Below are 23,190 nucleotides of genomic sequence, written 5' to 3'. Positions count from 1 at the left end.
TATCTAGAAATAGGAAAAGCAGTTTATGTATTTAGCCAATAATGATGCAAATCACGACCCTATTGCTTCGGTATATAACGCTATTGGTATCACTTCCGAAGCCGAAACTATAGCACTAATTTTAGAGCAATTAATGCTAAAACACCTTTCTAAAGGAGCACATATTCTCGACATTGGTTGCGCTAACGGACAATTAGTCCAACAGTTTCATATAAGAGGTTATCAAACGACTGGACTTGATTGTTCTGAAAAACTATTGCACTACGCCCAAATAAATGCACCTGAAAGTAAATTTATTCTTAGTGATATACGTAAGTTTGAGTCATTACCCACCTATGATGCAGTTTTTTCAAGAAACACTCTCGGCTTCATTCTCAACCTTGAGGAATTGACAACTGTCTTCAGAAACGTGTATGCAGCGATGCATAATAATGGTCTGTTTGTGTTCACCATAGTAACTGTGGACAGTGTATCGCGTGAGAGTCTTCTAGAAGATTTCAATATATGTGATATCACTGATAAATATGTTTATCTTGAAGAAGGCAAATACAACCCAGAAGAAAGGATGCGGGAACTCAAATCTACCACATTTGAATTGATAAATGGAATGTGGAAGCGTTCTGACAGTACCTTACTGGATAAAGCTTATTTCTCATCAGAAATTCAGTCGGCTTTAGAAAATGTGGGCTTTATAGAAATTAATCACTACAATAGCAAGGATTTTGGAGACCCTACCCCAACAGGTGAGGATTGCTTTGTTTGTCGCAAACCATCCCTGACGCGATAGTATAATTGCCGAGATTAGTGGCTCAGTCAAAATTAATTGTTTTAGCTGATAGGACTTGTCACTTAATAAGCTTTTGATAACGGTATAGCTATCTGAATCAAGAGTTTGAGAATGAAAATTTTTATTCAGCGACAAGTCTAAACTTAGCTAAAAGACTAATAACTAGTAACTATTAATAATTTATCAGCAATGGAGAAACAAGACTTTAATTTATCCCCAGCGAAAAAAGCCCTTTTAGAAAAATGGAAGAGAGGGAATCTTCAAGCTGATATTATTCCCAAACGTCAAGTATTTAAAAATATTCCCTTATCTTTCTCCCAACAAAGACTATGGTTTGTTGACCAGCTTTATCACGGGAGTTCTTTCTACAATATTTCCATCGCATTTCAGATTAAAGGACGGCTGAATATTACAGTACTGCAACAGTGTTTGCATGAAATCCTCAATCGTCATGAAGTTTGGCGGACAAATTTTCAGATTATAAATGGAGAACCAATACAGGAAATTGCACCCCAATTAACTTGGGATTTATCTATTATTAATTTTGAACATTTGTCTGATAATAACTGGGAGTCGGAGGTTAAGCAATTTGCAGCAGACTTAGCAAAAAAACCTTTTAATTTAGCTAAAGGGCTTCTAGTCAGAGCAACTTTACTGCGCTTGAGTGGAGAAGAACACGTTTTGCTTGTGACTATGCACCACATTATTACGGATGGATGGTCTTGTAATGTGTTCCTGCGGGAGTTGTCAACGCTGTATGCTGCTTTTTCAACAAATCAGCCTTCTCCCTTACCTGCACTCCCCATTCAGTACGCAGATTTTGCAATTTGGCAACGCGATCGCATCCAAGGTGAATTCCTCGCAACCCAATTAAATTATTGGAAGCAACAACTCAATGGTGAGTTACCTGTACTACAATTACCTACAGACCGTCCGCGACCGAAGGTTACTACTTTCAGTGGTGCCAAGCAGTACTTTACATTCTCAAAAGCCCTGACTGATGTACTCAGACAATTAAGCCAGCGAGAAGACGCGACTTTATTTATGAGTTTGCTGGCAGCATTTAACATATTATTATATCGCTACACAGACCAAGAAGACATCTTAATTGGTTCTCCAATTGCTAACCGCAATCGTGCAGAATTAGAAGGAATGCTGGGTTTATTTGTTAATACTTTGGTGTTACGTAATAACCTTAGTGGTAATCCCAGTTTTCGCGAATTTCTACGTCGAGTGCGTCAGGTGACTCTTGATGCTTATGCACATCAAGATTTGCCTTTTGAGATGCTTGTAGAAAAATTACAACTCGAACGCGACTTAAGCCGAAATCCACTTTATGAAATCATGTTTGTCTTGCAAAATACTCCAACCTCTGTACAGGAAGTATCTGGATTAAGCTTGCGTAACTTGGAATTTGATAGTGGTACAGCTCAACTAGATATTTTCTTGTCGATATCTGAATTCCAAGAAGGTTTAACAGGATGTTTGGAGTACAATACAGACATTTTTGATTCAACAACCATTACTCAATTTATCAACAACTTCCAGACATTATTAGAAAATATTGTTGTTAATCCAGAACAGCGCATCAGTGAGTTGTCATTACTAACTGCTTCTGAACAAGAACAACTATTATTAAAATTTCATCAAACTCGTGCTGATTATCCTCAAGATGCATCTTTGAATCAATTATTTGAGCAACAAGTAAAATTAACACCTGACTCTTTAGCGTTAATTAGCCTGTCTGAGAAACTGACTTATCGTCAACTTAACCACAGAGTGAATCAGCTTGCACATTATCTACGAAAACAGGGTATAACAAAAGAAACGCTGGTTGCTCTATGTCTGGAACGCTCCATAGACATAGTGACAGGAATTTTAGCTATCCTCAAAGCTGGTGGTGCATACATTCCCCTCGATCCGAGTTATCCAGTAGAGCGCCTGAATTTTATGCTCTCTGATTCCCAAGCATCGCTGTTAATTACCAAGCAAGAGATATTAGAAAAACTATCATTATCTTCGGCTAAAACCGTTTGCTTAGATATCCACAAAGATGAAATTGCTCAAGAAAGTTCAGAAAATCCCATTAACATCTCTGCATCTGATAAGCTCGCCTATATTATCTACACTTCTGGCTCAACTGGAACACCTAAAGGCGTTCTTGGCACTCATCGTGGTACAGTCAATGGCTTACATTGGCTATGGAAAACCTATCCTTTTACCCAAGGAGAAGTTTGTTGTCAAAAAACAGCTATTAGTTTTGTAGATTCTGTATGGGAAATTTTTGCTCCTTTACTTCAAGGAATTCCTACAGTAATTATCAGTAATGCAACTATACTAGACCCGCAACTATTTATAGAAACTCTAGCTCATCATCAAGTAAGCCGTATTATACTTGTACCCTCACTACTGCGCTTACTGATTAACAATTACAGTCATCTGCTCAAGAAATTATCGCAGCTCAAACTTTGGATAACTAGCGGGGAAACACTATCTATTAACTTAGCTAAAAGTTTCCGAGAATTAATCCCATTTGCAAAATTAATTAATCTTTATGGCTCCTCGGAAGTTTCCGCCAACGCTACTTACTATGATACTAGTTTATTAGAAGACCAAGCAAGCAGTGTCCCCATCGGTCGTGCTATTGACAATACTCAAACTTATGTGTTGAATCGGGATTTACAATTAACACCTAGAGGAGTAATTGCAGAACTTTATATTGGTGGTGATGGGTTAGCGAAGGGTTATTTACATCGTCCAGAATTAACTCAAGAACGATTTATTGATAACCCCTTTGTTCCCAGAACCAAGCTTTATAAAACAGGCGATTTTGTGCGTTATCGCAATGATGGTAGTCTGGAGTATTTGGGTCGTCAGGATGAACAAGTAAAAATTAGAGGTTTTCGAGTAGAATTGGGTGAAATTGCGGCTGCGATCGCACAACATCCAGATGTGCAAGAATCTATTGTAATTGTCGACGATGATGCTCAAGAAAATCAGCGTTTGATTGCCTATGTCGTCACAAATAAACAGGATATAGCTACACAACTGTTGCCCTATTTGCAGCATCAGTTGCCTAATTATATGCTACCGTCTGCTTTCGTTGTGCTGGATAAGCTCCCACTTACACCTAATGGCAAAGTAGACAAGCGTTCTCTGCCAATTGATGAAGTTATCCGACCAACTACTAGCCAATCATTTGTTGCTCCTCGGAATTTTACAGAATTATCATTAGTAAAACTTTGGGAAAATCTCCTAAATACTAACCCGATTGGGGTGACAGATAACTTCTTCGAGTTGGGTGGTCACTCGTTTTTAGCTGTACGCTTAATGGCTCAAATTCATGACAGATTTGAGCATAATCTTCCCCTATCTACTCTTTTTGAAAACCCAACAATTGAAAAACTAGCAACTATTGTCAGTCAGCCATCCCGTCAGAGTTCTAATTCTCCTCTAGTAGCAATTAACTCTTCCGGTTCTAAAATACCTTTTTTCTGTATACATGGCGCTGGTGGAGGTATTAGTCACTACTTTAACTTATCCAGAAGACTTGGTGAAGATTATCAATTTTACGCTTTGGAAGATACCTTAGAACAAGACAAAGCAGAAATTATTTCAGTAGAAGAAACTGCAACTCGTTACCTCCAAGAAATTCGTAAAGTACAACCAAATGGTCCTTATCTTTTAGGTGGTCATTGTTACGGCGGTGTACTTGCTTTTGAAATGGCGCAACAGTTGCAAAAGAAGGGTCAAACAGTAAGTTTATTAGTTATCATCGATGCCATACTATCAGAAACACCCATCGAATCTACAGACGATGACGATGCAAAATTTTTGCTCAGGATCGCTGAATCAATAAAAACCGATAATAATATAGACTTTTTAGTACCTTTTGAAGAACTTCGAGATTTGCCATTAAATCAGCAACTTAATTTTATTAATCAAAAAGCAAATTTCATTTTTAGCGATGCGGAGATTAATGATTTTCTTCACCATTACAAACTGTTTAAATCTCATGTTCAAGCTATGCGAGGTTATGTCCCGCAGATTTATTCTGAGAAAATGACTTTATTCCGAGCAAATGAGGAAATAATTCATGATTTTGAAAACCCCGAATGGAATACCGACGATCCATTTCTAGGTTGGGATAAATTTTCCAAGCAACCTATACAAATGATTGAAATTCCTGGCGACCATTTCTCAATTTTCGTAGAACCTTATATTCAGGAATTAGCCAGATATCTGAGAGTTTGTATTGATAATGCTGTATAAAAATAATGGGAGTAAAAAAGACTGATGAAACTACCCCCAGGGCCAAAAACTCCTGCTTGGTTACTAGCTCTGCAATTCGAGGCTAACCCCTTTGGCTATATGGATGCTAATTCCCAACTTTATGGGGATATGGTGACTAGAATGCTTGGTTCTACGCCAATGATTTATGTTAGTAATCCTTTGGCTATCAAGCAACTTTTCACCAATACTAAAGAAATTACCGCATCTGGTACCTTGAACCAAGATTTTGCCCTGTTCACAGGAAATCAAGGAATACTGCAACTTGATGGTTTAATTCACAAAAATCGACGTAAGCTGCTCATGCAGGCTTTTCATGGAACGCGAATGCAAGCCTGTGGACGACGTATCTGCGAACTTACGCAAAAAATTATGGCTCGACAAGCGATTGACAAACCTTTTATCGCTTACTCAATCATAGAAGAAATTACGTTGTCCATAGGTATAGAGGTTGTGCTGGGATTACCTGAAGGTAAACGCTATGACAAACTCAAGCATTTATTTGTTTCTGTGTTCAAATCCGAGCGATCTAAACTTTTTAAATTTATTACCAAACTACCTTTAGGAAACCGGGATTTAGGTCGGTGGAGTCCAGAAGGATATATGCTTCACCTCCGACGGGAAATTTTTCAATTGCTATATACTGAAGTGCAAGAACGCCGCCAGCAAGCAGATTATTTACGCACTGATATGCTTACCGATCTGATATTTGCTGCTGATGAAACAGGTGAACCATTAAGTAATCAAGAGGTGCGCGACCTTCTATTATCGCCTATATTTGCAGCTCAAGACGCTTCCGCAACTGCGATCGCTTGGTCTTTGTACTGGATTCACCGTTTACCTGCTATACGATCGCGCCTGCTGGAAGAAATTGATAGTCTTGGTGAAAACCCAGACCCCATGAACATTGTCACATTACCCTACCTCAGCGCAGTTTGTAACGAAGCTTTACGAATTTATCCAACTCAGTTGTTTGCATTTCCCAGGTTGGTAGAATCGACCGTCGAGATGATGGGCTACGAGTTGAATCCCGGTACAATACTTATTGCTAATATTTATTCTACACATCAGCGAGAAGATTTATATCCCAATCCAAAAGAATTTCAGCCAGAGCGCTTTTTAGAAAAACAATTTTCTCCCTACGAATTTCTCCCATTTGGTGGTGGTTCTCGTGTTTGTATTGGCGGGACTTTTGCTTTATTTGAAATGAAACTTATATTAGCAACCATTCTGGCAAATTATGAATTAGAGCTAGTTAGTCAGCGCCCAGAACGTCCCAAATATGGAGGTCTGATTTGTTATCCAGCTAGCGGTGTGAAGATGGTCATACGTGGTCTGCGTCAAAATCAAAGACAATCACAACCATCCGTAGTCGGTTTAGTTTAAGAACTATCAATTAATTAACATTTGTCAGAAAAATACCAATGAAACTACCTGATGGGCCAAAAACTTCTCCCCGATTACTCAATCAATTTGAGACCGATCCCCTTGCCTTCATGGATGCTATGGGCGATCGCTATGGCGACATTTTCACTATTATGGCTGATTCAATACCTCTAGTAATAATCAGCAACCCAGAAGGGATGAAGCAGATTTTTACTAATGCAAAAGAGATTACAGCTTCTGGTAAGTTGAATCAAGGTGGAGAATCAATTGTCGGCAAGTATGGGTTGCTTGCACTAGATGGGTTGCGTCACAGAAATCGCCGTAAGTTGTTGATGTCACCTATGCGCGAAACTCAGACACAAGAATATGGACAGCATATTTGTAGAGTAACAGAAAAAGTAATGAATCAACTGACTTTAGGTAAATCTTTTCTTGCTTACCCCACTATGCAAAAGATTACCTTAGAAGTAGTTTTGCCATCATTATTTGGGTTACATCAAGGAGAGCGTTACGAACAATTTCGACAACTGTTTTCTAATTTAATAAGTTACGCTCGGTCTCGCTGGCTAGATATATCTCTGTCCTACCCTTTTCTAAAGAGGGATTTGGGTCGCTGGAGTCCTTGGGGATACTGGCTTCACTTACAACGGCAATTTGACAAACTACTCCACATCGAAATTGAAGAGCGCCACCAACAAGTAAATCCTTTGCGTACCGATGTATTATCAGAACTGGTCTTGGCTTGCGATGAAATGGGTCAACCAATGACCTATGAATATATACGAGATTTGTTTCCATCATTGCTATTTGGTGGTCAAGATGCGTCAGCCACTGCTATAAGTTGGTCTTTGTACTGGATTCATAGTGTACCTGGTATTCGCGATCGCTTATTAGAAGAACTTGACACTCTTGGTGAATCCCTAGAACCTGCAAAGATTATCGCATTACCTTACTTAAATGCTGTTTGTAATGAATCCCTACGAATTTATCCAACTCAGGTTGTGACATTTCCACGACTTGTAGAATCACCAATTGAAGTCATGGACTACAAATTAGACCCAGGAACCGTAGTAAGAGGATGTATATACTTGACTCATCAACGAGAGGATTTATATCCACAACCAAAGCAATTCAGACCAGAGCGCTTTCTAGAAAAAGAATATTCTCCCTATGAGTTTCTACCATTTGGTGGTGGCGCTCGTCGCTGTCCAGGTGAGTTATTAGCACTTTTTGAAATGAAACTGGTATTAGCAACAATTCTCTCACGCTATCAATTAGCGTTAGCACATAAAAGAGTAGAGAAACCTAAAGCTAGGGGCGTTAACTATCCTCCAGCTAGTGGCTTGAAGATGGTAATGCTTGGGTCACGTTAATAAGTAAATAAATTAAAAATGACTTCACAAAACCAATCTAAAATAAAAAATGAGATACTTAAAGGTAACATCTTAAAACTGATGTTCAAGTTATCAGCTCCTGGCATTCTAGTAATGCTGCTGATTAACATGAATGCTTTTATTGATGCTCTATTTGCTGGGCAATTTATAGGAGAAACAGCAATTGCTGGCATATCTTTAGCTCTACCACTTACTGCTATCATAGATGGTTTTGCTTACTTAGTTGGAACAGGTTCAGCTTCTGTTCTGAGCCGAGCTATTGGTGCTGGAGATATAAAAACTCAGTCCAAAATTTTTGGCAATTTAATTATAATGGGTATTTTTATATCCTTTTTTATTACTATAATTGGCTACAGTTTTAGTGAAGAATTAATTAAACTAATGGGAGGAAGTGGTCAAGTAGCTTTTGCCGGTTCTGAATATTTTAAAACTTATATATTAGGCTCAGTATTTTATATTTTAGCAGTAGCTTCCAACCAACTTATTAAGTCAGAAGGTAAAGTTAGATTAGCTATGACTTTTGCAGGTATTTATGTCATTATTAATATAATTTTAAATCCTATATTTGTTGTAGTTTTTCATTGGGGTATCCGGGGAATTGCTCTTGCTACTGTTATTGCTATGATAGTATTTTGCATAATAAACTTTGTATATTTCTTATCTGGTAAAAGTTCTATTCCAGTTAATCCTAGAAAGCTGGCTCTAGCAATAAATTTACTTCCGGGAATTTTATCAGTGGGAATGTCAGCACTACTCGCTAATGTTATGGAATTAGTTCAAAATTTTGTTGTTTTTAAATCTATCTCCTATTATGGAACAAATAGTGATATTGCTTTCTACGGAGCAACTATAAGATTGACTTTATTAGCATTCATTCCTTTAAATGGGTTTGTGCAAGCATTACAACCAGTGATTGGCATAAATTATGGAGCTAGAAATTATGATAGAGTGAGAAAAGCTTATTTTACTTTTAGTATTTCTGTAACTGCTTTGGCTGTATTATTTTGGTTGCCAATGCAATTATCACCAGAAACATTTTTAAGTTGGCTATTGCCAAATTCGACTTTCACAAACAATGATTTACTCAATTTTCGCGTTTTGAGTTTATTAATACCAACAATATCTTTTGTTCCCTTTGGTTCAGTTCTATTTCAGTCTATAGGAAAGGGAAAAACTGTTTCTATAATAATTATTTTAAATAATATAGTTTTATTTATTCCACTAGTGGTAATTTTATCAAAACTACTAGGTGTAAATGGTGTATATTATGGAATAGCTATTACGGATTTTTTACTGATGGTTATTGCACTTCTATTAACATTTATTGAATTTAAAAAAATGAATATAAATTATCTAAAAGATAATCCCTATTAGATTATCAATATAATTCCAATTTTATTGATTTTAAATTGTAGTTCTTACACATGCATATCTATTCACTCTAAAGGTCAAAAAAATGCCTCCAAAACATAAAGGTGCTATCGTAGTTACAGGAGCATCAACAGGTGTAGGCAGAGCAGCAGCTCTTATGCTTGACAAAAAAGGATATCGAGTGTTTGCATCAGTCCGTAAAGAAAAAGATGCTGAATCTCTCAAGAGTGATTCCTCTGAGAATTTGACACCAATTTTCATGGATATTACAAAATCAGAAGAAATTAAATCTGCGGCAGATATTGTTTCAAAATCTATTCCTGATGAAGGATTAGTAGGATTAGTAAATAATGCTGGTCTGTTAGTTGATGGCCCACTGGAGTTTATTTCGCTTGATGACCTAAGATGGCAATTTGAAGTCAATGTTTTTGGGCAAATAGCGGTGACGCAGGAATTTTTACCGTTAATCCGAAAAGTTAAAGGTCGGATTATTAATATTGGCTCTATCGGAGGAGTAATTTCTGGGCCATATATCTCTGCTTTGTGTGCTTCCAAGTTTGCGTTAGAGGCATTTACCGATGCTTTGAGAATAGAATTACATCCTTGGGGAATCGAAGTTATCTTAATTGAACCAGGCTCAATTGCATCTGCGGCTCCCGATAAAGTAGAGGAAAGCTTTAGAAAAAATTTTGCCAATATGTCACCTGATGCTAAAGCAATGTATGGAGATACATATAAATTTTTTGTAGAAGATTTAATTCAATCAAATCGTGAAGGGATGCCGCCGGAACAAGTTGCAGATGCGATTATAAAGGCTTTAGAAATCAGGAAGCCTAAAACACGTTATTTCTTATCTAAGGGGCAGCTAGGTTTAATGCTTGAACTTGTGCTAAAAAAAATTATACCAGACCGTAGTTATGATGCAATGATTATAAAAAGTTTGAATTTAAAAAATCAAATTTGAACTTGTTCTCCTGCATTTCATCCGGTTGAATACTCAAATTAAAAGTATATTCACTGGAATATTACAGACAATCAACACTTAGTTAATTTATTTCAAAATCATGATTTCATCTGATTCAAAACCTAATAATACAGACTTTCAAATCAGTCCCATAGAATGGGTACATGCTTACTGGGTTTCACGGTGTATCTATGTCGTCGCTAAACTTGGTATTGCTGATTTGCTAAAGGATGGCTCTCAACATTGCGATATCTTAGCTGCTGCAACAAATACACATAGTGATTCTCTATATCGAGTTTTGCGGGCGCTCGCCAGTATCGGAATTTTTGCGGAGACACAAACTCGATGCTTTGAGCTAACACCATTGGCAGATTGTTTGCAAAGCAACGTTCCTGACTCAATTCGTGCTATGGCTATTTTCCGAGGTGAAGAGCATTACTATAAATCCTGGGGAAATTTAATGTATTGCTTAGAAACTGGTAAAAGTGCCTTTGAAGATTTGTATGATATGGATTTGTTTGAGTACAATGAACAGAATCCTAGCCGAGGAGAAATCTTCGACCAGGCTATGACTTCATCAAAAGATTCCTATACCGAACACCTGGAAGCTTATGATTTTTCGTCAATTAATAAGCTAATAGACGTTGGTGGTGGTAAAGGGAGCTTTTTAGCTGCTGTACTCGAAGCTAATCCTACTATGATAGGAGTATTGTTCGATCAGGCAGAAGTGATTAATAGAGCCAAGGATTCACAAGAAATAGCATCCGTTATTAGTCGTTGTCAGCTTGTAGGAGGTAGCTTTTTTGAAGCCCTGCCACAAGGAGGAGATGCTTATGTTCTTAAACATATTATTCAGGACTGGGATGACGAGCGATCGCTGGCTATTCTTCAACGTTGTCATCAAGCCATGATAGAGCAAGGACGGGTTTTAGTGATAGACTACGTACTTCCTCCTGCTAACGAGTTTTCAGGAAGTAAGTTTATAGATATCAACATGTTAGTAATGTGTCCAGGTGGACGTATTCGTACTGAAGCTGAGTTTGAAGATTTATTTAAATCAGCAGGTTTCAAACTTACTAAAATTTATCCAACACAATCGGATGTTAGTATTATTGAAGGAGTTAAAATAGATATCAATTAGATATCAATTAATAATGAAGAATGCTGAGTTAAAAGTGCTGAGTTCTGAGTTGAAAGACAATTCAGAATATGGAAGGTATCAACCTTCTCCTAGTAAGAATATTCGTCTCAAGTTTGCCCCAGAGCAAACGCATCTAAATTACTCTTGACCACGACCAAGATTAAGAATCAACGCTCATAATCAGTATTTATCGCTTGGTCTATTTTGTAGAACTCAAAGCGATGCCTGCGGCGGGCTACGCCAACGCCTAAAGTTTTAACAAGAAGCATAAGTTAATGAGATTGATTTAGACTCTATTGACAATATACTGCTCTCGTTGACATGATGCGGCCGCCCTAATCCCAATGCTAATTGGGCGATTTCGAATTTTGGTATTCAACTCGGTACTTAACGCCGGGTTTTTTGCCGTTGAGTGCAACGCCGAATAGCCCGTTATAGACATCACTGCTACACTCAATTTCTTAGAGGAAAGGCAATCCGGTCAGACTGTGACTGCGTTGGCGATGTCGACCAATACACTCACACTCTGGTCTGTACGATTTTTCATGTGGAATATGCGATTTCATGCAGAGCATCATTTGTACGCATCAATTCCGTTTCACGTGCTACCAAAAGCACATTAGCAATTAGCAAACACTTTACCCACATTGAACCTGGCTATGTGAAAGTCAACTGGGATATCTTAACTAATTCCTAATTGGGTATGGGGTATAAGAGGCAGAGAGGCACAGGGGGAAAGACTTACTGTAACTAAGTCCCCTGCTCCCCATTCCTTTTGATTTTAATTTGCTCTAGACTCGACCTTAAGGCGCCTTTATCAGATCATGAAGAATGATTAAAAAAAACGAGTATAGACAAATATGATAAAAATGCTAGCTGAAAACTTGATGGGAATTGAGACAAGCTTACAAATTAATTGGGTTTGGCTAAATGCCAGCTTACAGTTTGCTAATTGGGCACTCTTCTCACTTTTACTCGCTGAGGTTTTGAGAGACAGCTACCATGTTTTGTGTCACCAAGTCAATTGGCTTGCTAAATGGCACAACAAGCACCACATGGCCTATCGTCGGGATTTATCGATAGTTTCCCTGAAAATTTACCAAGAATCCCAGCTCTATCACGACATTTTAGAGTCGAGTCTACTGCTAGTGGTCTTGGTAGTCGTTGCCTTAATTGTCCAACAACTGGGGTTATGGCTGGGAGTAGCTTATGCTTGCACCTTTTTGTATGGCGCGTCTGTGCGATATTTTCAGGGAAAAATTGATACAGATTACAACCACCTACCCGGCCCTTTAGAGACAATACCATCCATTTGGTGGGTGAATCGGTCTTACCATTGGCGGCATCATTTTGATGATGTCAACGCTTACTACAGTGGTGTCTTTCCCCTAGTGGATAAAATTCTGGGCACAGGACTGTCTCTAAAAGGTAAAACCATCGCTTTAACCGGAGCATCAGGAGCATTGGGGCAAGCGCTGGCGGCTGAACTTGTAAAGAATAATGCTAAAGTTGTCGCATTAACCACTAATCCAGAAAAATTAGTAGAGCAAGTTGGAGTAAAGGTGGTTTCCTGGCAGTTGGGCAACGAAGCCAATCTGAGAGATAGTTTAGAGAAAGTAGATATTTTAATTATCAACCACGGAATCAACGTCTACACCAGCCGCACACCGGAGGCTATCAACTCCTCTTATGAAGTGAATACCTTTTCAGCATTGCGGTTGATAGATATATTTTTGACAACTGTAACAGGCCCACAGGCAAAAGCAACGAAGGAAATCTGGGTAAACACTTCTGAGGCTGAGGTTTCTCCAGCACTAAGTCCACTTTATGAACTCAGCAAAAGAGCGTTAGGAGATATTGTTACCCTCAAGCGTTTGGATGGGGATTGTGTAATTCGCAAGCTAATTCTTGGCCCATTTAAGAGTCAACTGAATCCTTATGGAGTGATGTCTACACAGCAAGTTGCTCGTGCGATCTTATTTTTGGCACGGCGTGACTTCCGAAATATTATTGTGGCAATAAATCCTCTCACCTATCTGCTGTTTCCTTTAAAGGAAACTAGTACCTCACTATACTATCGAGTCTTCAGCCGGACAGCGAAAAGTGAACAAGACTAACGCAAACAATAGTCGAAAAGAATGATTTTCAGGTAGTAGTTTGTCAAGTTTAAATTGATAGGTAAGCAAGTTTGTAGTAAGGACTTTAGTCCTTATTTTCTAAGCACTAAAGTGCTTACTACAAACCCTCAAAAGTGAAAGTGAGCGCCTTAGCCTTGCAATAGTTTTGGCAGAAGGGCATAAAATTACGGAGGAGTAAGGGCGCAAACGATCGCTAAATTAAAACAGAATTTGGATAAACTTGAGAAAGCGATCGCTACGGAAGTTCCTACCCAGAAAGTTTATCGTTTTTTAATAGCCATCATCCGAACTACACCATTAGGAGCAAGGGTAAATCCACGTCGTTGCAGTTTAATAGGTTTATTTTCTACTAAGGTAAGTTGATAATTGGATAAAACTGTTGCGAGGACTAATTTGATTTCTAACTGAGCAAGGGCATATCCTAAACATCGCCGACTTCCACCACCAAAAGGAATGAACTCCCAAGGAGAATACTGGCGTCCTAAAAAACGTTCGGGATTAAATTGTTGAGGATTAGGATACAAGTCTTCCCGGTAATGCAAGAGGTAGATACTTGGCATTAAGGTTGTGTCAGTAGGAAACTGATATCCTGCAATATTTATGGATGATTTGGTAATCCGTGGGAAAAGCCCTGGCAAGACTGGATACATCCGCAGGGTTTCTTGGCAAACTGCGCTTAAGTAAGGAAGTTGGGCAATTTCCATCGGGTTCGGATTTTCTCCCAAGCTGTCGAGTTCCTGCTGCAATTTTGAGAGGACATCTGGATTTTGGTGAATTTGATAGAAAGCCCACGCTAGCTTTGTTGCAGTAGTTTCATGTCCAGCAAATAAAATTGTGAGCAATTCATCTTTTAATTCATCGTCGGTCATTGCTTGCCCATTTTCATCTCGTGCTGCCATCATCAAGCTCAGAACATCACCCTGGTTCTGATTGTTCTTTGTTCTTTTCTCTTCAATTTCTGCTTGAAGTAGCTCATGAATATAGTTTTGTCTACTTTTCATCTGCCCCCAAGGAGTCCATTTTCCCCAATCTTGTTGTAAGAATCGGAAAAATAGCATACTGGAGCGCAAAGGAGAATCAGTCATATCCAACCAACTAGTAAGCAGAGGTAAAATTAGTTGATAGCGTTTTCCTTCACTTAAACCAAAGACAATTTGTAAAATTACTTCTAGACTAACTTTCTGCATGGCAGACCGAACCACAAAAGGTTGATCGATTTGCCATTGACTGGCGGTTTGCTCGGTAATTAAGCAGATTTGTTGAGCATAAGTCTGTAGCCTTTCTCCATGAAAGGGGGGCATTAATAATTTTCGTTCTCGTCGATGGCGGGCACCATCTATTAACATCAGAGAATTTCGCCCAATCAAAGGCTCTGCAAGTTTATTACCACGACCAATATCAAATTTAGAATCTTGACTGAAAATTTCTTGAATAGCTTGGGGATGGCTAATAATTACATAAGAGCCAAGTCCACTCAGTCGCATGGAAAACATGTCTCCATACTTTTGACTATACTTTTGCTGAAATCCAATCGGATCGGCAATCCATCCGATCAGTTGCCACCACGAAGGGCTAGTAATGCAATTCGGTAATTGACTCAGCATAATATTTACCTGTGATTCCACTTCATAATCTCAAACAAATACACCCATTATCCTGAGCGTTGAAGGTTGTCGGGTATAGTACTGTTGTTTATTCAACCGTATTTAGAGACTGGCTCATAACCGCATTTATTAAGCTATCTAGCAAGCGATCGCGTGATAAAGATGTCAGTTCTTTTCCATACAACATTTCTTGTAAAATCACGTGGGATACCAGCGAACCAAAAAAAATATGAGCCATTGCTTCTGGGTCGGTGATTCCTAATTCTGGATGAGATCCGAAATACTGACTCAGCATTTGCCGACCGCGTAGCACAACGGTTTGGGTATAAAGTTTAGCTAGTTCTGGAAAGTTTTGTGACTCGGTGATAATCAAACGCAACAATGCCAAATAATCGGGATTATCAGCGACTTCGGTTAAATAAATTTCAGCAATTTGACGCAAAAAAACTGCTGGTTCACTATGCAATTTTTCTGTGCAAAAAATACTTTGAAAACAAGCAAGCGTCAACCGTTCTATCAACGCTTTAAACAGTCCTTCTTTATCTTGAAAGTGACTGTATATTGTTTGCTTAGATACTCCAGCCGCCGCACTAACACGATCCATACTTGTTCTAGCGTAACCCTCCTTCAAAAATACCTGTATAGCTCCTTGCAAGATTTGCTCCTGCTTTGGAGCGATCGCAGGTAAAGGATTTTCTAGTTGGAAAGTAGGGTTTATAGGCATGAAGAGTAAATTTTTTTACGTAATACCTTGTATTATCATACTAGACAGTCTAGTATATGACACTGAATTCAAAATTTTCAATTTACAAAATATTTTTCACAATCCAGGGTGCTACCATGACTCAGACTATCCCAACATCCCCGGAAAATCTCAAAGATGCAGTATCGAAGCAGAAAAGCCGCAAGAAACCGATTCTTTTAACGATCGGGGTGCTGTTGGTGGCTGGTGGTATTGGCTACGCGGTGTGGCGATCTCAACCGCAAGTATCAGCAAATATACTGCAAGTTAGTGGACGGATTGAGGGTTATGAAACCGAGATTGGGATCAAGCGTTCTGGAAGAATTGAGACAATTGCCGTGCGGGAAGGGGCAGCAGTTAAAAAAGGGCAAGAGTTAATTAAGTTAGACGACACAGACGATCAATTGCTGCAACAACAACTGCTTGGTACTCAAGCGAGAGTGACATCTGCTAGATATGATGAACAGCAGGCAATTTCAGATGTAGAGCGAGTCACCAGAGAAATTCAAGAAATTAACAGCCAAATTAACGAAGCTAAACTTAATTTGCAGCAGTCTCAAGGAGATACCCAAGGAAGAATTGAGCAGGCACAAGCAAATGTCGCAGCAGCCAGAGCCACATTGGTGCAAGCGCAAGCGCAAGTTAAACAGGCAGCAGCAGAAGTTAATTTAGCAAAAATCAACCGCGATCGCTATGCCCAATTGGTAAAAGAAGGGGCGATTAATCAACAACAATTCGATCAAGCCCAAACCACTCTAGATACAGCAATAGCAACCCTAGAAGCACGACAGGCAGCAGTGAATGCCGAACGCCAGCAATTAAAGGCTACATCAGGAGCGTTAACTCAAGTTAAAACTACAGGTTTCAATCCTGACATTCGCAATGCCCAGTTAACAGCATTAGTCAGAAAACAGCAACAAAGTTATGCTCAACTTAAATCTGCACAGGCGAAAGTCAACTCTGCCCGTGCCAAAGTCAAAGATGCCCAAGCATCAAATCAGCAAATCCTCACCCAGATTGCAGACTCCAAAAAAGATGTAAATGTAGTTAGTCCCTTAGATGGAATAGTTACAGCCCGGAGTGTTGAACCAGGTGCAATAGTTAGCAATCAGACTAATATTTTGACAATTGTTGACCCCAAAACAGTCTATTTTAGAGGTTTTATTCCCGAAGGCGATATTGGCAGAGTGCGTTTAGGACAAACAACAAAAATCTTCATTGATTCTGCACCGGGGAAACCATTAGAAGGTAAAGTAATTGCCATCGATCCGCAAGCTTCATTTACACCAGAAAATATTTACTTTCAAAAAGATCGAGTCAGACAAGTAGTAGGAATTCGGATCAAAGTTCAAAATCCTGATAGCTGCTTTAACCCTGAAAAACCTTATAGTGAATCAGATTTACCCTGCGCCAAAATGGGGATGCCAGCAGATGCCCAAATTAGTTTGAAGGCAGGAGGCGGGGGACAGGGGGCAGGGGAGCAGGGGAGCAGGGGAGCAGGGGGGCAGGATAGCGCAGTGGTAGCGAGTCCGCGTACTCTTACAGAGAAGCAAGCTACGCGCAGCGTCTCGCAGAGAGCGTCGGCAGGGGGTAGAAGGGAATGAAACAGCAAATTACTACTTTCTCTCCAAACTTACCGCCATCATCTAGTTTGCCAACGACAGCAATTGAAGTTCGCGGTTTGCACAAGCACTATGGAAACTTAGCTGCTGTGCGGGGAATTGATTTGAGTGTCCACAAAGGTGAAATGTTTGGCTTAATTGGCCCTGACGGTGCGGGGAAAACTAGTACCTTTCACATTTTGGGCGGTGTGATGGAAGCAACGGCGGGGGAGGTGCAAATATTTAATCAGCCTGCACGAGATGCCCGATTAATCACAGGTTATCTCACTCAACAGTTTTCGCTGTATTTGGATTTGAGTATTGATGAAAACTTGCGTTATGCAGCAGGGTTGAGGCAAGTAGCAGATGATTTGTTACAGAAACGCCGCGATAAATATTTAAAATTAATGAATTTAGAGCGATTTAGCGATCGCTTAGTGGGACAACTTTCTGGTGGGATGAAACAAAAGCTGGCGCTGTGTTGTGCTTTGGTTTCTCAACCAGAAGTATTGTTACTAGATGAACCTACCACGGGTGTCGATCCAGTTTCCCGGCGAGAGTTTTGGGATGTGTTAGGGGAATTATCAGCCGAGGGAATGACAATTGTAGTTGCGACACCATATCTAGACGAAGCTGAACGTTGTCAGCGCGTGGCTTTGATGTACAGTGGGCAAATTCATGAAATTGGCACACCCAAAGAATTACGGGCTAACTTAGGCTTGCATCGCTTGGAAGTGCGAACAGCCAACCTGGAAGCGGCAGAAGAAATACTCTCCCAGGCTACTCAGAAAAATATAGTAGATGTGCAAACTTTTGGCGATCGCTTGGATGTCCTCGTTGAAGATATAAATTCTGGCGAAATCCAAGTCCGCGAACTACTGCAACAACATCAGTTACCTTCTCCCAGTATCGAGCATGGCGAACCCACATTAGAAAACGTCTTTGTCACGCGATTGCGGCAACAAGGTTCTGTGCCGCAGTTTTTTCCATTTCCTCGTTATCGGAAGAGGGGAGCAGGGGAGCAGGGGAGCAGGGAAGCAGAGGGAGTATTTAATACTCAGGACTCAGCTCTAGCCATATATGCTCGCAATCTCAGCCGTGTTTTTGGCAAGTTCCAAGCCGTTAAAGATGTCAACGTCGAAGTTCGCTACGGCGAAATCTTTGGGTTGTTAGGTGCTAATGGTGCTGGTAAAACCACCACCATTAAAATGCTGTGTGGATTACTCGAAGCAAGTGGCGGTGAAATTTCCTTGGGTGGTGAAACAGGAAATCTGCGTAGTGCAAACTTACGGCGGCGCATTGGTTATATGAGTCAAAAATTCACCCTTTACGACGATTTAACTATTCTGCAAAATCTCGAATTTTATAGTGGAGTTTACGGCGTACCTCGCAAACTCCGACGGGAAAAAATTGATTGGGTAATTGCTACCTGTGGCTTGGAAGGACAAGCAAATATGATAACTGGCCAGTTACCAGGGGGTTGGAAACAGCGAGTTGCTTTCGGTGCTTGCGTGATGCACGAACCAGATATTTTATTTTTAGACGAACCAACATCGGGAGTTGATCCGTTGGCGCGTCGCCAGTTTTGGAAGCTGATTAATGATTTTGCCCGCAACGGTACAGCCATTTTAGTGACAACGCACTATTTAGAAGAAGCTGAACAGTGCAACCGGATGAGTTTTATGGTTGCAGGAGAAACCGTCGCCGAAGGTTCACCCAGTTCTGTCAAAGCATCGCAACCGGGACAATTAATAGAAATTGTTGTTAATCAAAACCAAGTAGCTTCTAAGATCCTAAAACAACACTTCGAGTCTTGGCGCATCTCGATTTTTGCTGATAGTTTACACATTGTTCTCGATCATCCCGAACAGGAAATAAATCAACTAACTCAACTTTTAAAATCTAATCAAATTACCATCAATTCTTTACGTCCGATTCCTTTTTCTTTAGAAGATGCCTTTATTGGTATAGTACAGCGATCGCAATAATAGAAAAAGAGTATTCAGCAAATTATCCTCCAAAAGCCTCCGCGTTTTTCTACCTTTAAAAAACTCTCATTTTAGGCAAAGCCTTACTTAATATATATGAAAAGAATTTTGGCTCAATGTGTCAAAGAAATAGCTCAATTTCGCCGCGATCGCCTAACGTTAGCACTAGCATTTTTATTGCCATTCATTACCTTAATAATTTTTGGTTTTGCTATTAGATTAGAAAGTAAAGATATTCCCCTAATTGTGCAAGACTTTAACCGCACAAACCTCAGTAGCAGCTATATTGAAAGATTGTATGCTACTAATCAATTTGTGCCGAAGCAATGGTCTGGTGGCAATCCCACCCGTGATGCAATACATAAAGGAATTGCTAAAGCCGCAGTAATTATTCCGCCGGAATTTAGCCGTGATATTCAAGCAGGTAGAAGTACAAATGTGCAAGTATTAATCGATGCTACTGATGTTAACAATGCCCGTGTCATTAGAAATAGCATTCAGAGAGTGACAAACTTTTTTATGCAAGAGCATGGATTGCTACCTGCTACTAGTATTATTACAGCGCGAATGCGTCTATGGTTTAATCCTGGGAGATTAGAATCGCTGTATATTGTGCCAGGAACTTACGGAGTTGTACTCTGGATTTTTCCTTCATTGCTCTCTGCGATCGCAATGGTACGGGAAAAAGAAAAAGGGACAATTTTACAAGTCTACGCTTCTAGTATTAGTGCCACTGAGCTATTACTTGGTAAAGGATTAGCATACCTATTAATTGCCATTGTCGAGGCATTAGTAGTTATGGTATTAGGCTCAATTATTTTCCACGTTGGCATAGTTAGCAACCCCATAACATTATTACTTGGCACTTTATTATTTCTGACAGATAGCGTTTTTTTCGGATTACTTTTAGGAGTTCGTAGTAGTAACCAAAATGCTGCTGTACAAGGCGTTTCCCTTGTAGGTTTTATCACATCCTTATTACTCTCAGGTTTTATTTATCCCCTCAACAATATTCCTTTCCCTTTATCACTACTACCTAACATAATTCCGGCGCGTTATTACATCGATATCACTCGTGATGCCTTCGTGCGTGGTACAGGATTTGGCGGAGTTTGGTTTGATTTGCTCATGCTTGCAGCTTTGGGATTAGTGTTTTTCAACGTATCACGCCGAGTTTTAAGCCGAATGCAATTATCAAATTAATCTCTCTGTCTTCTCTGCGGTTCAATAAAAAGGAATTTTATGAAACTTATTCAGCGATTATTTGATAGTCCATTTTGGGCATTAGTGCGGAAAGAGATTAATCAAATTCTCCGCAATAAGCAATTAATTGTTTTGTTAGTTGTCCCGCCAACAGTCCAATTATTGTTGTATGGTTTTATTCTCAATCCCGACGTGCATAACTTACGATTAGGTGTCATTGACTATGCTAACGTCAGTGCTAGTCGGGAGTTAGTTTCAGCCATGACATCAAATCGAATTTTCACCTTAGAATCTGTACCAAGCAGTGAAAAAGCATTGAGTCGTCAGGTAGAAGAAGGAAAGCTAGATGTCGGGGTAGTAATTCCTCCCGATTTTCCGCGTAAACTAGCACAAAAATCAGCAGAAATTCAAGTATTTATTGATGCAGTAAATGCCAATACAGCCGGGATTGCCGGAAATTATATGAATCAAATTATCCAGCAATATAATCTACAATTAACCCAAGGTAAAGTAAATCCCCCAGTTGCACCTGAAGTTGTATTTCTTTACAATCCTGGACTGACAAGTAGTTGGTTTTTTGTCCCAGGAGTGATGGGTTTAGTTTTAACATTAATTGGCACATTAGTATCAGCAATTACAGTTGTTCGGGAAAAAGATACCGGAACTTTAGAACAATTATTAATGACTCCGGCTGCTAACTGGCAAATATTACTATCAAAAATTGTCCCTTTAGCATTTTTATTAATGGGCGATGTTTTATTAGCTATTACTTTAGCAACAGTAATATTTCATGTACCATTTCGAGGTAGTTTTCTGCTGTTTTTCGCCCTATCAAGTATGTATGTATTTGTCGGGATTAGCTTGGGTATTATGTTGGCGACTGTGAGTAGTTCGCAACAACAGGTAGTTTTGACATCTTTCTTTATTAATTTACCAATGGTACAAACTTCTGGAGCGATCGCACCCATTGAAGCCATGCCACCTTTGTTTCAAGCCCTATCCCTACTCAATCCCCTGCGCCATTACATTGCGATCGTTCGAGGTATTTTGCTCAAAGGTGTTGGTTTAGATGTACTGTGGATGAATGTTTTAGCTTTAGTCGCTTTTGCTGTTGTCTTATTAACTATTAGTGTTAGTAAGTTTCGCAGTCAATTAAGCTAAAAGACAGGCTAACTTGAAAAGAGGTTATATCATGTCCGGCTAATAGTTATGATTCCCAAATCTATACAGAAAGCCTAAAAACGCCTCCCCTCTGCTCCTGGAGCGGTCTTAATGATAAGTCTTTAACCGGACATGATATCACAGGTCATTTTTAGGAATTTCCTCACGAAATTCTATAACCAATTGCATAGTTTCCACAACCAAATCGCGTAAATCTCGATTGAGCGCTACAGAGCCTTGAGAACCAAACCAACGGTCAAAAATAGTGACATATCGCTGATTTCCATTGACGAATCCTTGCATGAACTTAACCAGAGAATAGTTGACTGTATCCAAGAATTTGGAGTTATTTTCTGGCACCATGCAAGCGATACCTTCTCGTGAATAGGGGCGATCGGGTACGATCGCAAAAGCATCTGGATTTTTTTGCTGTTGCAGCCATCCCTCTAAAAGAATGCTATCGGATGAGAAAGCATCAATAGTATCTTTTTGCAAAGCGGTGTATCCCTCTGCCCTAGTTTTAAAATATACCAGTTTAGCTTTGGGTTGTACACGAGCGATCGCCTGCTCATTTGTGGTTCCCGACAGCACACCAATTCGCTTACCAATAAGTGATTCAGGAGAACCTAGATTACTTCCCTTCTTAACTAATAATTGGGTTCCAGTCGCACCGTAGCTGACAGAAAAATCTACTTTTTTATCTCGCTTCCATGTAAAACTACTAGCATCACATACAATATCAACTTCTTGATTAACTATTTTCGGAATCCGTTCAGATGGGCTAAGACCAACTAATTGCAGTTTAATTTTTTTTCCTGTTTCTTTTTCTAATTGCTCTTTAATCAGAATCAGCATGTCTACAGAATAGCCATTTAACTTTCCTTGACTATCCACATAGGCAAAAGGTAGCGCATCTCTACTAGTACCAGCTGTTAATACTCCTGTTCTGGCGACTTTTTTCATCACAGTCTCAGCAGCTACTACATTAGACATGAGCGTTGCAAATATAAGACTTAAAATAGGAATAGCAATTTTTTCATACATCAGCTTTAAGAGTAGGTAATTTTTTCAAAAATCAAATCTGATTTATATATCAAGCTCAAGAAGTTATCACTATCAAGTACATAGTAAGCTTATCTAGTAACTATTCTTTACATTAGTATTCTTTCATCACTCTGGTGAAAGGAAAATTGCAGCCAACTTTAAGAGGATGTCCCAAAAGTGGGTAGTTGAGTAAAAAAAACTTTCAGGGCATAATCTGTAGATACGTATATACATACAGATACATTGAGAGTAGAGGTTGGAGAGTTTCACCGTCTCCAAGACACTACACGATAGTGCAAAGCACCCGCCAAAGGCGATGTCTACGACGGGCTATGCCTACACAAAACTACATAATTCGGTAAAATTGGGTAAAGCA

At 39.5% G+C, this 23,190-nt stretch carries 16 protein-coding genes; 13 read left to right on the top strand and 3 right to left on the bottom strand.

The genetic code is table 11. The features are described 5' to 3' along the window. Positions 1-25 precede the first annotated feature (25 nt). The 9 genes from HWQ43_RS12740 to HWQ43_RS12700 all read left to right on the top strand — a co-directional run bounded on the left by HWQ43_RS12740 (position 26) and on the right by HWQ43_RS12700 (position 13,450). Positions 26-787 (top strand): class I SAM-dependent methyltransferase, encoded by a 762-nt coding sequence (locus HWQ43_RS12740; protein ID WP_292733794.1) that lies wholly within the window; start codon positions 26-28, stop codon positions 785-787. A 189-nt stretch (positions 788-976) separates the two neighbouring features. After that, positions 977-5,059, top strand: coding sequence for a non-ribosomal peptide synthetase (locus HWQ43_RS12735; RefSeq protein WP_292733792.1), 4,083 nt, complete (start codon positions 977-979; stop codon positions 5,057-5,059). 24 nt (positions 5,060-5,083) lie between these two features. Continuing rightward, complete coding sequence (locus tag HWQ43_RS12730) at positions 5,084-6,463, top strand: cytochrome P450 (RefSeq protein WP_292733790.1); 1,380 nt, start codon at positions 5,084-5,086, stop codon at positions 6,461-6,463. A gap of 38 nt (positions 6,464-6,501) precedes the next feature. Then, positions 6,502-7,836, top strand: a complete 1,335-nt coding sequence (locus HWQ43_RS12725) for a cytochrome P450 (protein WP_292733787.1) — start codon at positions 6,502-6,504, stop codon at positions 7,834-7,836. A gap of 18 nt (positions 7,837-7,854) precedes the next feature. Continuing rightward, entirely contained in the window at positions 7,855-9,231 is a 1,377-nt protein-coding gene (locus HWQ43_RS12720; protein ID WP_292733784.1) for an MATE family efflux transporter, read from the top strand. 82 nt (positions 9,232-9,313) lie between these two features. Beyond that, positions 9,314-10,192 carry an SDR family oxidoreductase gene (locus HWQ43_RS12715; RefSeq protein WP_292733781.1) on the top strand — a complete coding sequence of 293 codons (879 nt, stop codon included), beginning with the start codon at positions 9,314-9,316 and terminating at the stop codon, positions 10,190-10,192. A 100-nt stretch (positions 10,193-10,292) separates the two neighbouring features. Beyond that, the gene (locus tag HWQ43_RS12710; RefSeq protein ID WP_292733778.1) at positions 10,293-11,333 is read left to right on the top strand and encodes a methyltransferase; all 1,041 of its coding nucleotides are present in this window, start codon (positions 10,293-10,295) and stop codon (positions 11,331-11,333) included. A 503-nt stretch (positions 11,334-11,836) separates the two neighbouring features. Next, entirely contained in the window at positions 11,837-11,956 is a 120-nt protein-coding gene (locus HWQ43_RS12705) for a fatty acid desaturase (RefSeq protein WP_292733775.1), read from the top strand. Positions 11,957-12,193: 237 nt separating this feature from the next. After that, entirely contained in the window at positions 12,194-13,450 is a 1,257-nt protein-coding gene (locus tag HWQ43_RS12700; protein ID WP_292733773.1) for a bifunctional sterol desaturase/short chain dehydrogenase, read from the top strand. A 281-nt stretch (positions 13,451-13,731) separates the two neighbouring features. On the opposite strand, the gene HWQ43_RS12695 is transcribed toward HWQ43_RS12700, so the two are convergent. Both HWQ43_RS12695 and HWQ43_RS12690 read right to left on the bottom strand, forming a co-directional pair. Next, positions 13,732-15,075: a cytochrome P450 gene (locus HWQ43_RS12695; protein ID WP_292733770.1), complete on the bottom strand. Its 1,344-nt coding sequence runs from the start codon at positions 15,073-15,075 to the stop codon at positions 13,732-13,734. 88 nt (positions 15,076-15,163) lie between these two features. Then, positions 15,164-15,799 carry a TetR/AcrR family transcriptional regulator gene (locus HWQ43_RS12690; protein ID WP_292733767.1) on the bottom strand — a complete coding sequence of 212 codons (636 nt, stop codon included), beginning with the start codon at positions 15,797-15,799 and terminating at the stop codon, positions 15,164-15,166. A gap of 116 nt (positions 15,800-15,915) precedes the next feature. Here HWQ43_RS12690 and HWQ43_RS12685 point away from each other — a divergent pair, with 116 nt between their 5' ends. The 4 genes from HWQ43_RS12685 to HWQ43_RS12670 all read left to right on the top strand — a co-directional run bounded on the left by HWQ43_RS12685 (position 15,916) and on the right by HWQ43_RS12670 (position 21,770). Then, complete coding sequence (locus tag HWQ43_RS12685; RefSeq protein ID WP_292733764.1) at positions 15,916-17,421, top strand: efflux RND transporter periplasmic adaptor subunit; 1,506 nt, start codon at positions 15,916-15,918, stop codon at positions 17,419-17,421. Further along, positions 17,418-19,406, top strand: coding sequence for an ATP-binding cassette domain-containing protein (locus tag HWQ43_RS12680; protein WP_292733761.1), 1,989 nt, complete (start codon positions 17,418-17,420; stop codon positions 19,404-19,406). The genes HWQ43_RS12685 and HWQ43_RS12680 overlap by 4 nt, the downstream gene beginning before the upstream one ends. A gap of 96 nt (positions 19,407-19,502) precedes the next feature. Next, positions 19,503-20,609, top strand: coding sequence for an ABC transporter permease (locus tag HWQ43_RS12675; protein WP_292733758.1), 1,107 nt, complete (start codon positions 19,503-19,505; stop codon positions 20,607-20,609). 39 nt (positions 20,610-20,648) lie between these two features. After that, positions 20,649-21,770 (top strand): ABC transporter permease, encoded by a 1,122-nt coding sequence (locus HWQ43_RS12670; RefSeq protein WP_292733755.1) that lies wholly within the window; start codon positions 20,649-20,651, stop codon positions 21,768-21,770. A 138-nt stretch (positions 21,771-21,908) separates the two neighbouring features. Here HWQ43_RS12670 and HWQ43_RS12665 read toward each other — a convergent pair whose 3' ends face one another. Next, positions 21,909-22,814, bottom strand: a complete 906-nt coding sequence (locus HWQ43_RS12665; RefSeq protein WP_292733752.1) for an amino acid ABC transporter substrate-binding protein — start codon at positions 22,812-22,814, stop codon at positions 21,909-21,911. Between the last annotated feature and the right edge of the window lie 376 nt (positions 22,815-23,190).

It is taken from the genome of Nostoc sp. JL31 (genome assembly GCF_017114965.1).
GTDB classification, from domain to species: Bacteria; Cyanobacteriota; Cyanobacteriia; order Cyanobacteriales; family Nostocaceae; genus Nostoc; species Nostoc punctiforme_A.
The sequence above is the reverse complement of the archived record's forward strand: the minus strand, read 5'-3'. Positions and strand labels throughout refer to the sequence as shown.

Coding starts and splice junctions, on each gene's coding strand:
- HWQ43_RS12740 (WP_292733794.1), top strand. CDS start 26: ATGTATTTAGCCAATAATGATGCAAATCACGACCCTATTGCTTCGGTA.
- HWQ43_RS12735 (WP_292733792.1), top strand. CDS start 977: ATGGAGAAACAAGACTTTAATTTATCCCCAGCGAAAAAAGCCCTTTTA.
- HWQ43_RS12730 (WP_292733790.1), top strand. CDS start 5,084: ATGAAACTACCCCCAGGGCCAAAAACTCCTGCTTGGTTACTAGCTCTG.
- HWQ43_RS12725 (WP_292733787.1), top strand. CDS start 6,502: ATGAAACTACCTGATGGGCCAAAAACTTCTCCCCGATTACTCAATCAA.
- HWQ43_RS12720 (WP_292733784.1), top strand. CDS start 7,855: ATGACTTCACAAAACCAATCTAAAATAAAAAATGAGATACTTAAAGGT.
- HWQ43_RS12715 (WP_292733781.1), top strand. CDS start 9,314: ATGCCTCCAAAACATAAAGGTGCTATCGTAGTTACAGGAGCATCAACA.
- HWQ43_RS12710 (WP_292733778.1), top strand. CDS start 10,293: ATGATTTCATCTGATTCAAAACCTAATAATACAGACTTTCAAATCAGT.
- HWQ43_RS12705 (WP_292733775.1), top strand. CDS start 11,837: ATGTCGACCAATACACTCACACTCTGGTCTGTACGATTTTTCATGTGG.
- HWQ43_RS12700 (WP_292733773.1), top strand. CDS start 12,194: ATGATAAAAATGCTAGCTGAAAACTTGATGGGAATTGAGACAAGCTTA.
- HWQ43_RS12695 (WP_292733770.1), bottom strand. CDS start 15,075: ATGCTGAGTCAATTACCGAATTGCATTACTAGCCCTTCGTGGTGGCAA.
- HWQ43_RS12690 (WP_292733767.1), bottom strand. CDS start 15,799: ATGCCTATAAACCCTACTTTCCAACTAGAAAATCCTTTACCTGCGATC.
- HWQ43_RS12685 (WP_292733764.1), top strand. CDS start 15,916: ATGACTCAGACTATCCCAACATCCCCGGAAAATCTCAAAGATGCAGTA.
- HWQ43_RS12680 (WP_292733761.1), top strand. CDS start 17,418: ATGAAACAGCAAATTACTACTTTCTCTCCAAACTTACCGCCATCATCT.
- HWQ43_RS12675 (WP_292733758.1), top strand. CDS start 19,503: ATGAAAAGAATTTTGGCTCAATGTGTCAAAGAAATAGCTCAATTTCGC.
- HWQ43_RS12670 (WP_292733755.1), top strand. CDS start 20,649: ATGAAACTTATTCAGCGATTATTTGATAGTCCATTTTGGGCATTAGTG.
- HWQ43_RS12665 (WP_292733752.1), bottom strand. CDS start 22,814: ATGTATGAAAAAATTGCTATTCCTATTTTAAGTCTTATATTTGCAACG.